Origin of the sequence: Bacillus carboniphilus, from assembly GCF_039522365.1 — a bacterium.
GTDB classification, from domain to species: domain Bacteria; phylum Bacillota; class Bacilli; order Bacillales; family JC228; genus Bacillus_BF; species Bacillus_BF carboniphilus.
Window position 1 is genome coordinate 15,760 of record NZ_BAAADJ010000015.1, and the last position, 11,874, is coordinate 27,633.

The 11,874-nt window shown below is 37.4% G+C and carries 12 protein-coding genes; 8 read left to right on the top strand and 4 right to left on the bottom strand.

What is annotated here, in order from left to right; genetic code table 11:
* Positions 1–253: 253 nt before the first annotated feature.
* Positions 254–1,471 carry a putative glycoside hydrolase gene (locus ABDZ91_RS07580; protein WP_343797784.1) on the top strand — a complete coding sequence of 406 codons (1,218 nt, stop codon included), beginning with the start codon at positions 254–256 and terminating at the stop codon, positions 1,469–1,471.
* A 633-nt stretch (positions 1,472–2,104) separates the two neighbouring features.
* Here the strand turns inward: ABDZ91_RS07580 and ABDZ91_RS07585 are convergent.
* Positions 2,105–2,290 carry a hypothetical protein gene (locus tag ABDZ91_RS07585; protein WP_343797786.1) on the bottom strand — a complete coding sequence of 62 codons (186 nt, stop codon included), beginning with the start codon at positions 2,288–2,290 and terminating at the stop codon, positions 2,105–2,107.
* A gap of 150 nt (positions 2,291–2,440) precedes the next feature.
* Here ABDZ91_RS07585 and ABDZ91_RS07590 point away from each other — a divergent pair, with 150 nt between their 5' ends.
* The 7 genes from ABDZ91_RS07590 (at position 2,441) to ABDZ91_RS07620 (ending at position 9,762) form a co-directional block, all read left to right on the top strand.
* On the top strand, positions 2,441–3,016 hold the full coding sequence (locus ABDZ91_RS07590; RefSeq protein ID WP_343797788.1) for a GNAT family N-acetyltransferase: 576 nt from the start codon (positions 2,441–2,443) through the stop codon (positions 3,014–3,016).
* A 310-nt stretch (positions 3,017–3,326) separates the two neighbouring features.
* Positions 3,327–3,725: a transcriptional regulator SpxA gene (gene spxA, locus ABDZ91_RS07595; RefSeq protein WP_343797789.1), complete on the top strand. Its 399-nt coding sequence runs from the start codon at positions 3,327–3,329 to the stop codon at positions 3,723–3,725.
* Positions 3,726–4,059: 334 nt separating this feature from the next.
* Entirely contained in the window at positions 4,060–4,719 is a 660-nt protein-coding gene (gene mecA, locus ABDZ91_RS07600; RefSeq protein WP_343797790.1) for an adaptor protein MecA, read from the top strand.
* 113 nt (positions 4,720–4,832) lie between these two features.
* On the top strand, positions 4,833–6,347 hold the full coding sequence (gene cls / locus ABDZ91_RS07605; RefSeq protein ID WP_343797791.1) for a cardiolipin synthase: 1,515 nt from the start codon (positions 4,833–4,835) through the stop codon (positions 6,345–6,347).
* An 83-nt stretch (positions 6,348–6,430) separates the two neighbouring features.
* Positions 6,431–7,609 carry a competence protein CoiA gene (locus ABDZ91_RS07610; RefSeq protein ID WP_343797793.1) on the top strand — a complete coding sequence of 393 codons (1,179 nt, stop codon included), beginning with the start codon at positions 6,431–6,433 and terminating at the stop codon, positions 7,607–7,609.
* A 116-nt stretch (positions 7,610–7,725) separates the two neighbouring features.
* A complete protein-coding gene (gene pepF, locus ABDZ91_RS07615; protein ID WP_343797837.1) occupies positions 7,726–9,543 on the top strand; it encodes an oligoendopeptidase F in 1,818 nt (605 codons plus the stop codon).
* Between the two features lie 18 nt (positions 9,544–9,561).
* The gene (locus ABDZ91_RS07620) at positions 9,562–9,762 is read left to right on the top strand and encodes a hypothetical protein (protein WP_343797795.1); all 201 of its coding nucleotides are present in this window, start codon (positions 9,562–9,564) and stop codon (positions 9,760–9,762) included.
* A 71-nt stretch (positions 9,763–9,833) separates the two neighbouring features.
* Here the strand turns inward: ABDZ91_RS07620 and ABDZ91_RS07625 are convergent, their stop codons facing one another.
* The 3 genes from ABDZ91_RS07625 to ABDZ91_RS07635 all read right to left on the bottom strand — a co-directional run bounded on the left by ABDZ91_RS07625 (position 9,834) and on the right by ABDZ91_RS07635 (position 11,575).
* The gene (locus ABDZ91_RS07625; RefSeq protein ID WP_343797796.1) at positions 9,834–10,013 is read right to left on the bottom strand and encodes a hypothetical protein; all 180 of its coding nucleotides are present in this window, start codon (positions 10,011–10,013) and stop codon (positions 9,834–9,836) included.
* 271 nt (positions 10,014–10,284) lie between these two features.
* A complete protein-coding gene (locus ABDZ91_RS07630; protein WP_343797797.1) occupies positions 10,285–11,178 on the bottom strand; it encodes a ClpXP adapter SpxH family protein in 894 nt (297 codons plus the stop codon).
* On the bottom strand, positions 11,162–11,575 hold the full coding sequence (locus ABDZ91_RS07635; protein ID WP_343797799.1) for a globin domain-containing protein: 414 nt from the start codon (positions 11,573–11,575) through the stop codon (positions 11,162–11,164). Before ABDZ91_RS07635 ends, ABDZ91_RS07630 begins: the two co-directional genes overlap by 17 nt.
* Positions 11,576–11,874 lie beyond the last annotated feature (299 nt).

Genomic DNA, 11,874 nt, shown 5'->3' on the forward strand with positions numbered 1-11,874 from the left:
AAAGCACTTTGGCATAATGTCAAAGTGCTTTGTTCATGTAAAGAGGACTTCCCTCCTATCCTAATAAATCCCCTTCTATTACGGTGAAACTCATCATAATTATTTAGTGAATAAGAATTGTTAAAAAGTGCTATCAATTTCCACTCCCATCATGGCAAAAAATTGATAAAATAGAATAAAAGACAAATCTTTTCTTTTTTATACAAAATTAGACAAAAAATCAGGGAGAAAAAGCGTGAGAGGGGTCATTAGATTGGGTTGGAAGAAAATTGTGGCATCAAGCCTACTGTGTTTTTCATTATTTCAAGTACAAAATGGAATCGTACAAGCTGAACAAACAGAAGCTGAGGTAAAAGAGGTCAAGCTACATAGTACGAGAAACATGGAGTTAAAGACCAAAGCAATACCAGATACGGTAGCAAGATTTGTTTATGACTCAGGTCTTGTATTTGAATATCCTGATGCTGTGAGAGGTATTTATGTGACCGGTCACTCAGCAGGTGGGAGTAGATTTGAGACACTTACAAACTTAATAGAAACAACGGACTTAAATGCAATGGTCATTGATATAAAGGATGACTTTGGAAATCTAACTTACATTCCTGAGGAAGGGAGTCCTTTCGAGAGTATTGGGAAGCCCTACATTAAAGATCCTCGTCAAATGTTAGAAACTCTTGAAGAAAAGCAAATTTATCCTATAGCCAGGATTGTTGTTTTTAAGGATTCTGTACTAGCAAAAGCTCGACCAGAATTGTCCTTTTTAGACAATGGTCAAGTCTGGATTAACGGAAGAAAAGAAGCCTTCGTAAATCCATTTATGAAAGAAGTATGGGATTATAATGTAGAAATTGCTATTGAAGCAGCTAAATTAGGGTTTAAAGAAATCCAGTTTGATTACGTTCGTTTCCCTGAAGGGTTTGAACGAAGAGATACAACCCTCCAATATGGTATGGGTGAATATGAAAATATGGAAATGGACAACGTAGAAAAACGAGTAGAAGCTGTGAGTAACTTTGTCGAGTATGCTCATGAACAACTTGAACCATATGGTGTAGATGTATCTGTTGATATTTTTGGTTATACTGCTACAATTCCTGCTGCACCAGGAATTGGTCAAAACTTTAATCGAATTTCAGAGCATGTTGATGTGATTTCGTCTATGATTTATCCAAGTCACTGGACGTCTTACTTTGGTATTCCAAAACCGGACTTAGAGCCATATCGACTTGTTAATGAATATGTAAAAGCTGAAAAAGAGAAATTATCTCAGCTTGAAAATCCACCTACTTCAAGACCGTGGATTCAAGACTTTACGGCTAGCTATTTAGGAGCAGGTAACTACTTAGTTTATGGCGTAGAAGAAGTGGAAGCCCAAATTCGTGCACTCAATGAAAATGGGATTATGGAGTACTTACTCTGGGATGCTGGGAATTCTTATACAGAGGGTGTAGATTATACACCGCTTGACTAGATTGTATGGATGGATGGCTTTCTCCGCCGAATGGCGGGGGAGGCCATTTTGTGTTTTATTGGGAGAGTGCTTAATACCAGGGAATAAAATGAACTTATGTTCTAGTTTTTGTAGGGAGTGATGAAAACCAGGACGTAAACAGAATTTATGTTCTAGTTTTCGGAGGAGAGGGGTCAAAACGAGGACATAAAATGGATTTATGTTCTAGTTTTCGGCGAGAGTGATCAAAACCAGGACATAAAATGGATTTATGTTCTAGTTTTCGGAGAGAGTGATCAAAACGAGGACATAAAATGGATTTATGTTCTAGTTTTCGGCGAGAGTGATCAAAACCAGGACATAAAATGGATTTATGTTCTAGTTTTCAAAGGAGAGTGCACAAAACCAGGACATAAAATGAATTCCTGTTCTAGTTTTTGGGGAGAGTGATCAAAACGAGGACATAAAATGGATTTATGTTCTAGTTTTCGGGAGTAGAGTGCACAAAACCAGGACATAAAAAGAAAAACCCCCTCCATAAGAAAATGAAACAGGAGCAAACCTCACACAGTTTGCCCCTGTTTTCTCTAAAAAAGTGGTTTATCCTCAAAAAAATTGGGTAAAGGTGCTTATGATGGCATATAGGACCAATCGCTATCGTCGATCTCCGCCTACATGCTTCCACCCAACTTGTGTTTTGGATGTCTGGTCAACAAATTTTGTTCGATTTCGGCCACCAAACAGTTTCTCTCCTAATCCATTCGTCAATACACCCAGAACGGCTGTTAGACCAATCACAAGTATAGATACTATACTAAAATCTAATAGGAACTTAGCCATATCCATCCTCCCGCCATTATCCTTTTTAGAATATTCTGTCCTCTTATTGTATCTTATGTGTGAAAGTATGAAAAGCATTCCATAAACACATACTTTCGTTAACGGGAAGCCTGTAGCCGCAGATTGAAATACTATCAAAGGAGCAGATTCATGCATTGGTATGAAAAATTAAATCAATATTTTCCAATCGAAGAAATGAAATCAAAAGAACATATGGAGACTTTACTAAAAGAGCGCGGTGATATATACCACAAAGATGAGGGGAAATATCATGTGCTTATGTATGCTGAATTGGAAAACTTTGTCTTTATTGACTATCTATTTGTCTCAAAAGAGTCAAGGGGCCAAGGTTTAGGGCATAAGCTCTTGGAGATGCTAAAGCAAAAAGGAAAGCCTATTATATTAGAAGTTGAACCAATCGATTACGACGACTCTGATTCTGAGAAGAGACTGCGTTTTTATAAGAGGGAAGGATTTGAACACGCCCAATCCATTGGGTACAGACGAAGATCGTTGGCTACGAATGAAATTAACCAAATGGAGATTCTTTATTGGGCGCCTCATAATGAATCTGAAGAAGAAATATTTGAAGCAATGAAAAAGACCTATGAACTAATTCATACCTATAAAGACGAAGAGTTCTATGGCGACTCCTATCAACCAGTAGATGAAGTACTGGTATACGAGCAATCTGATAAAGAAGACGATCTATTAAAAAATGTTTAATTGAGAATAGGATAATGGAAATGAAAAAAGAACAAGAAATTTTCTTGTTCTTTTTTCAATATCTTGAAACTTTTTATTTTTTTATTCGTATATAAGGGTGGAGAGGTTTAGGAGGAAAAAAATAGGGTAAATAGGGGATAACTAACCAATCTTCATGTAAATGTTCATGAATTGTTAAAAAAAAACATACGCAAAATGCTAAGAATTGTGTATAATAATTGATAGTGATTCCTACTTTAAACTAATTTTAAAATAAAATTGATGATATTTGACCTTCTGACAAATAGTCGGAAAAAGGAGTGCTGATAAAATGGTAACACTTTATACGTCACCAAGCTGCACATCATGTCGGAAAGCTAGAACATGGCTTGAAGAAAATCAAATCCCGTTTAAAGAGCGTAATATTATCTCTGAACCTCTTTCAATCAATGAGATAAAAGAAGTTTTGCGTATGACTGAAGATGGGACAGATGAGATTGTATCGAACCGTTCAAAGACGTTCCAAAGTCTCAATGTTGATTTAGATACTTTACCACTACCTAAGCTACTTAAGCTTATTCATGAGAATCCAGGTCTACTAAGAAGACCTATCATTATGGATGAAAAACGTCTCCAAGTTGGATATAATGAGGACGAGATTAGACGTTTTCTACCAAGAAAAGTTCGAACATATCATCTGCAAGAAGCGCAAAAATTGGTGAACCAATAATATATTATGTTTAAATGAGAATGAATCGTGCCTTCATGAACATATTTATGTCATGAAGGCATTTTCTATAAAATATTTTAGAATTGAGAGGATTTTTCCCCTCTGGTTAGAATTATATTTAGAAAGCTTCTCACATGAAATAGTAGCAAAGGTGTGACTGGGTATTCGCCTGTTTTTAAAGGGGTCAAGGTTTTTTTATTCCCTTCCAGCAAGATTTATCATAAAATAAAAGTACAAGGCTAAACTAGTCTTTACTATCCCTATTTTGGGCAAACTAGGTTTATAGCCGGGGGTTTAAATCCCTTCCACAAAATCAAAGAAGGGAGAGATCATAATGGAAATAGAACGTATTAACGAGAACACCGTTAAATTCTATATATCCTACGGAGATATAGAGGAAAGAGGCTTTGACAGGGAAGAAATATGGTACAACAGAGAACGGAGTGAAGAACTCTTCTGGGAAATGATGGATGAAGTTCATCAAGAAGAAGATTTCATGGTTGAAGGACCACTATGGATTCAAGTTCAGGCTCTTGAAAAAGGTTTAGAAGTTCTCGTTACAAAGGCTCAGCTTTCAAAAGATGGTCAGAAATTTGAATTACCGCTTCCTGAAAGCAAGATAAAAGATCTCCCTGTTGATGAAAGAATTGAAGAACTATTAGACCAACACTTTCAATCTAAAAGCTCATCTAGCGACGACATAGAGGAAATCTTAGAATTTGTTGTGGAATTTGATGATTTCGAAAATATCATTCAACTATCCAAACACCCAGCTGTTCAGGATCTTCCATCAAATCTCTATGCCTTCGAAAATCGTTATTTCTTATATGTAGAATTTCCGGAAGATGAGTATGAAGAAGTAGAAATAGATAATTTACTAAGCATCCTGTTGGAATTTGGATTCGAAACGGATGTCACGATTCATCGAATCGAGGAGTACGGGAAGTTAATCTTGAGTGATAATGCATTAGAAGCTTTAACGGAATACTTCTAAAATCAACCGATTTCTTTTGTGAAATCGGTTTTTTCTTGAATGATTGGTATTTATGAATCTTTAACGGCATATAATCGTAAAATATTTATTCCAAAAACACATAGGGTGAATATATGAAAAATACGGTAAGAGTTATTCTATTTTTAGGGATCATACTTGGGATTTCTTATTTGTTTAAAGATTTCATTCATAGCAGTTTAATTATCACCTATATCAGCTATATCATGTCATTTTCAGTTCTTTTTATTTCTATGGTCATTTTCTTAGAAAACCGACATCCCACTACGACTTTGACCTGGTTAGTGGTGTTAGGAAGTTTTCCATTAGTCGGATTTATTTTTTATTTGCTTTTCGGACGGAATTTCCGAAAAAGAAGGTTATACCGCAAGAAGTATTTTTTGGACAAGCTCACTTACCATAAATACGGTTTGGACCGAACTGATATCGAGGGGCATGTAGAAGAAATGCCTCCGCATCAAAAGAAGCTATTTACCCTTGCACATAACATTGGGAATAGCCCGATCTCTTTTGCTAGCCACACAAAAGTGTTAACAAACGGGGACGCGACATTTACACAAATTTTAGATGCACTAAAAAAGGCCAAGTCTCATATTCATATGGAATATTATATTGTTCGCCATGATGAACTTGGAATGGAGATCAAAGAAATTCTAGAAGAGAAGGCGAAGGAAGGCGTGAAGGTGCGCTTTCTATATGATGCCGTAGGTTCGTGGCAATTATCCAAAAAGTATATGGCTGACCTAAAAGAGGCCGGGGTTGAAGTGGTTCCCTTTGGTCCCGTTCATTTTCCAGTACTTAGCAGTAAGTTTAACTTTAGAAATCACCGTAAGATTATCGTGATTGATGGAAAGCTTGGATTTGTTGGAGGATTAAATATTGGAGATGAATATTTAGGAAGAGTTCCATCTTTTGGTTTTTGGAGAGACACTCATCTGATGGTTGTTGGTGAAGCTGTTCGAACCCTTCAGTTAATTTTCTTGCAGGATTGGTACTATATGACCAATCAAAATCATTTAACGGCTGAATACTTACCAATCCCACCTCAAGCGGATGAAACAGAGGGCGGGGTACAAATTCTAGCTGGTGGCCCTGACAATGAACATACTGTCATCAAGGACATATTTTTTGCCATGATTTCCTCGGCTAAAAAATCCGTTTATATTGCATCTCCCTACTTTATTCCAGACGAGGATATTTTCTCAGCTTTACGGATTGCTGCACTAAGTGGGGTTGATGTAAGGTTACTCATTCCAAAACGCCCTGATAAGTGGATTGTTTTCTTTGCCTCTCGTTCATATTTTCCTGAACTTCTCGAGGCTGGGGTTAAGATATACGAATATGAAAAAGGCTTTATGCATAGTAAAACCGTTATTGTTGATGAAGAGTTAGCTTCCATTGGTACATCCAATATGGATATGAGAAGCTTTCATTTGAATTTCGAAGTCAATGCGTTCCTTTATAGAACGGGTTCAACCGAAACATTAGTTCATGATTTCATGCAAGACTTAACAGTTTCACGTGAGATTCTCCCAGAGCTGTTTGAAAAGAGACATCTTGGAATTAGACTCTTAGAATCCACGTGTAGACTTTTATCTCCACTTTTATAATAAAAATCCCTTCAGAAATGGAGGGATTTTTTTCGTTTCTGTGGAAGTATTTCTTTAAATCAAATGAAGAGGTGATGAATCCCTTGTTTTCTGCTGTCGATCGTAAAGGTACCATTCAAACGGTACATGGTAAAACAGATGAACAAATAAGAATGTTTAAGAATCAGAGCTTCTATTGCCCCGTATGTAAACAGCCCCTTCAATTAAAAGCAGGTCTTGTGAACCAACCTCATTTTGCACATATTCATTTAAACACTTGTCCCACTTTCTGGGAACCTGAATCTGATGAACATATAGAAGGGAAGCTTTTATTAAAGGATTTGTTTAGTAAAATGAATTGGGACACTAGACTAGAAGTATATTTACCTGAAATATCACAGCAACCTGATTTGTTACTAAATAAAAATAATAAACAAGTTGCAGTTGAATACCAATGCTCCGCTATCAACATCCAGAGGTTTCGGCAACGAGTAAAGGGGTATCAGTCGATAGACATGGAACAAAGGTGGGTTTTTGGTCCGAAATTAACCCAGAGGATTTCCTCCACCCAGATAAAACTTTCGGAAACGGCTTTTATAAGCTTATTAAAGAATAATCAAAAATTTGAAGGCTGGTCACTATACCCTGGCAACATGATATTAGTATTAGATCACTCAATTCTCCCCTTCTCTCCAAGAAAAATCTTTGCCTTACAGGACACATTTTCAATCCCTGAGTATCCTTTATCCATTACACAAAGTAATATATCTGTCTTGATAAATGAGTGGAAAAAAACAAGAATACATTGGCTCTTAGCTCCCAACATCAGTAAGGCCCCAAAGGATCGTTCCTATTACCGATTTATGTATAATCAGCGAATCCACCGTTCAACTCTTCCTGCTTTTATCGGAATACCTCTGTTTTCATTACCCTATATAAAAACATCAGCACCTGTATGGCAAACATATGTGTTTTACGACTCCTTTTCGCTACTTCAAAAACAATCCAAATTCACAATTAAACAAATGGAATCTTTGTTTCAGAAAAGGATTCATGGAGGAAATATTCAACTTCGAAACTTTTTATTTCTGTCCCCAAATTATCAAATTCCATTGCATGATTATCTCCACTTTTTAATCCGTATAAATGTATTTAAAAAAGATGGGAACGATATAGTAGTGGGGCCTGAGTTAGGAAAATTAAGTCATGTTAAAACCACCGATCAATCGATCCACGCAATCCACCAATTTTACCGCAAATACGAAATGTTTTTTCTTTCATAAAAAAATATTTCGTAAATCAAAATAAAAGAAGGAATTTTCATATGCTTGTAGAAGTAATAGGATGGGCATTTTTAATGTTCAATCAAGATTTAGATTATATGAAGGGGGACTTTACTATGGCAGTTGAACAAAAGACACAAGCATTGCCAACTAGAGATCAAATTGCTGTTGAAGATACATGGAGACTTGAAGATATCTTTGCTTCTGATGACGATTGGAATAAAGAGTATAAAGAGGTGGAAGCTCTTTTACCAAAAGCCTCTGATTTTCAAGGCACACTTGGAGAGAGTGCAGATCATCTCTACAAGGCGCTTCAGTTCCAAGATGAAGTTTCCAGTCGACTTGGAAAGCTGTATACATATGCACATATGAGATACGACCAAGATACAACAAACTCTCATTATCAAGGGTTAGATGGAAAGGCAAAAACATTATATACAAAAGCGGCTAGTGCTTTTGCATATGTTGTTCCTGAAATTCTGTCCATTGACGAAACAAAGCTTGAGAATTTCTTAAATGAAAACAATGATTTAAAGCTGTATGCTAAACAGTTAGAAGAAATCAACAAACAGCGTCCTCATGTACTTTCAGCTGAGCAAGAGGAGTTACTTGCTCAAGCATCAGAGGTGTTTGGTGCATCCAGCAGTACATTTGGTATGTTAAATAATGCTGACTTAGAATTCCCGACGATTAAAGATGAAGAGGGGAACGACGTCCAAGTTACACACGGTCGTTATACTCGATTCTTAGAAAGTGAAGACCGTCGAGTTAGAGAAGATGCTTTTAATGCTGTTTACGACACGTACGGCAAGTTCAAAAACACGTTTGCATCTACTTTAAGTGGTCAAGTAAAGAAAGACAATTTCAATGCAAAAGTTCGCAATTATGATTCTGCTCGTCATGCAGCATTATCGAACAACAGCATTCCAGAGACTGTATACGAAAATTTAGTGAATACAATAAATAAAAACCTACCTCTTTTACACCGCTACGTGAAATTACGTAAAGAGATTTTAGGTGTAGAAGAACTTCATATGTATGACCTATACACGCCACTTGTAAAAGATGTGAAAATGAAGGTTTCCTATGATGAAGCAAAGAATTTATTGTTAAAAGGCTTAGCTCCATTAGGAGAAGAGTATGTTGAAGTGTTACAAGAAGGTTTTGAAAACCGCTGGGTAGACGTTCATGAGAACAAAGGAAAGAGAAGTGGCGCTTATTCATCTGGTACATATGGAACCAATCCATATATCCTTATGAACTGGCAGGATAACGTAAACAACTTATTTACGTTAGCTCATGAATTTGGACACTCTGTGCATAGTTACTATACAAGAAAGAACCAGCCTTACCCATATGGAAATTACTCAATCTTCGTAGCAGAGGTAGCATCTACATGTAACGAGGCTATCTTAAATGACTACTTATTAAAAACTATTGATGATGAGAAGAAGAGACTTTATCTTCTAAATCATTACTTAGAAGGATTCCGTGCTACTGTATTCCGTCAAACGATGTTTGCTGAATTTGAGCACATCATTCACCAGAAAGCACAAGAAGGTGAAACCTTAACTGCAGATGTATTTACAAAGGTTTACTATGATCTCAATAAGAAATACTTTGGTGATGATATAGTGGTTGATGAGCAAATTGGCTTAGAGTGGGCTCGAATTCCTCACTTCTATTACAACTACTATGTATATCAATATGCAACAGGATTTAGTGCAGCAACAGCATTAAGTAAACAAATCCTTGAAGAGGGTCAACCGGCTGTAGACCGTTATCTTGAGTTCTTAAAATCTGGTAGCTCTGATTATCCAATTGAAGTTCTGAAAAAAGCAGGAGTCGATATGACAAGTGCAGAACCAATTGAACAAGCTTGCCAAGTATTTGAAGAGCTTTTAAATGAAATGGAAACTTTATTGAAGAAATAATATTAAAGAGGAGCACCGTTGTGGGACGGTGCTCCTTTTTGGTTTTTGTGGAGAGGGGGAGAAAGCAGAGGGAGTATTGCTCGTTTATGGATGGTGATTAGTCAGATGGGATCTAGTGGGAGGATCGAGTGCCGGTTTGTTGCTGATGGGGGGGCAAACGGGAACAAGTGGGTGAAACGAGTGCCATTTAGTGCTGGTGGAATGGCAAACGGGCACTAGGAGATGAATCGAGTGCCGGTTTTGTACCGGTGGGGTAATCAAAAGGGAACTACACAAGTAGTAAGGTCCTCCTAATGATACCCTCTAAACCGCTTCCGCTCATTCCAATAGGAAATCAGCAAAAATATAGAAATAAATAGAATAGGAGAACTGATATATAAAGGCACTACTTTTAACATACCTAATAATTGAAGCACGAAAGCAATAATAAAAATAACGGTCATGATGATGATCGGAATTCGGGCTAACATACAATGATCACCTTTCTATTTTTTAATTCCTTCTAATAAAACGTTATGAAACAAGTTGTGAAGGCATGACAAAAATAGTGATGTTTTCATTTTTGACAAATTTGTGAAAGAGTGAGCTTAAATCTTGTTTTTATTTCCTTTAGCATGGTATAGTAATAACGTGAAGTTAATCACAAACAAACATATACCCCTTTGTTTGACCGTGAAAAATTTCTCCCATCCCCTTTGTTCGTTAGAAAAGACCCTTTGCAGATGCAAAGGGTCTTTTCACTTATTCACTATTTAGTTCATGATCTCCTATATATCTCCAAAAGGTACCGTACTTAGCAGGAATTCGTTCAACCTTTTGTTTTAGCAAAAGCTTTTTCATTTCGTGTTCAACTTGAGACGTGGTTAAGTCATAAACAACCGAGATTTCCTTGGTCGCCACGATATTGAAGAATTTCAAAAATGCCTCAATGGGGGGTGGCGGTGATGGGTCTGGTTGTTCTTTTAACATCTCAAATAGTATTTCTACGTACACCTCATATGGGTAGCATCCCGTTACCTTGATTCCTTCTTCATCAGTGTTTTCATTAAAGAATACAAGGGTTGGAATTTCAGTGACATCCATTTCAGTAGTAATGGTTAAATCACATTGGAATGCTTTAGTAGCACTCTCGGAAGTAATATCCTGCTTAAACAATTCCATGTCTATTCCAACTTGTTCTGCACAGTCCAATAGAACGTCCACATCTGAAATATTTTGTTTCTCTAGAAAAAGGTTTTCTTGTACTTTACGCAAGAAACGAGTTGCCGTCTTTTTCCCTTGTAATTCTGCTGCCTTAATAGCAACGGAAGGGAGACTAGGTGCAGATATAGGATTCTCTAACCAGAGGCTACCATCACAGGACATCCCTGACCTGCTAGCTGTTTTTTCCCATGCTTGAGCAATGTTTTCTGGTTTTTTCCTAACACTATTATTTAAGGAGGCTAGCTTACCGCTTAGAACATGTCTGAGCGTAAAGTAGTGTCCATATTCAATTTTCAGCTTTTTAATGATAGGTTCCAGGGCCCAGCATTCTGGACATAACGGATCAATAAACATGTAGATTTCAACAGGTTTATTTTCCAGTCCATAACAAGGAGATTGAGACTCACTCCACAATCTATTCTTTTCCATCATTCTCACCCTCTGTATCCGGGTCAGGTGTGTTGACCATGTGTTTGGCAGTTAGGACAAGACGTGCAAAATATTCGTCTCTAAAGGGTCCTTCTAAACCGACTTCATCCATTGCTTCAGACATGCATGTTAACCAAGCCTTCGCCCTTGTTGGCGTAATTGGAAATGGTAAGTGCCTAGCTCGCATCATGGGATGACCATGTTCCTCTGTAAAGATAGGAGGACCTCCAAGATATTGGGTTTGAAACTGTTTTTGCTTCCTAGCAACTTCAGTTAAATCATCTGGAAAAATGGGAGCTAAATCCGGATGATTGTGAACGCGACGATAAAAGGCATCGATCAAATCTGAAAGTTTTTCTTTCCCAATTTGTTCATATGGGGTGGGGGTGTTCCCAATCATACGTATTACTCCTTTAACAATTTTATGATGTTATTTTACCAATGAGCCTGGAAGAAAACAAACAAATAGCCTTAAAACAGCTTTCTATAAGGCTATTTTCGTATAAACTGTTGCTTCTGACAGTAGTTGGTTCAATGAACTAAGGGGGTTGATTTCCGTTGCAGGTGCTTGCTTTTCGCGGTCGGTCCGGGAGCCTCCTCTGGCCAACAGGATGTTGGTTACGAAGGCGTTGCCACAGGACGTGGCGTTCTTAGCCTTCGTTCCCCTATCGCTCCTGCGGGGTCTCCCATGTCCCTTCC

Bases quoted from the DNA above. Each gene is read 5' to 3' on its own strand.
- ABDZ91_RS07585 (WP_343797786.1), bottom strand. From the start codon at position 2,290: ATGGCTAAGTTCCTATTAGATTTTAGTATAGTATCTATACTTGTGATT.
- ABDZ91_RS07590 (WP_343797788.1), top strand. From the start codon at position 2,441: ATGCATTGGTATGAAAAATTAAATCAATATTTTCCAATCGAAGAAATG.
- spxA (WP_343797789.1), top strand. From the start codon at position 3,327: ATGGTAACACTTTATACGTCACCAAGCTGCACATCATGTCGGAAAGCT.
- mecA (WP_343797790.1), top strand. From the start codon at position 4,060: ATGGAAATAGAACGTATTAACGAGAACACCGTTAAATTCTATATATCC.
- cls (WP_343797791.1), top strand. From the start codon at position 4,833: ATGAAAAATACGGTAAGAGTTATTCTATTTTTAGGGATCATACTTGGG.
- pepF (WP_343797837.1), top strand. From the start codon at position 7,726: ATGGCAGTTGAACAAAAGACACAAGCATTGCCAACTAGAGATCAAATT.
- ABDZ91_RS07625 (WP_343797796.1), bottom strand. From the start codon at position 10,013: ATGTTAGCCCGAATTCCGATCATCATCATGACCGTTATTTTTATTATT.
- ABDZ91_RS07630 (WP_343797797.1), bottom strand. From the start codon at position 11,178: ATGATGGAAAAGAATAGATTGTGGAGTGAGTCTCAATCTCCTTGTTAT.
- ABDZ91_RS07635 (WP_343797799.1), bottom strand. From the start codon at position 11,575: ATGATTGGGAACACCCCCACCCCATATGAACAAATTGGGAAAGAAAAA.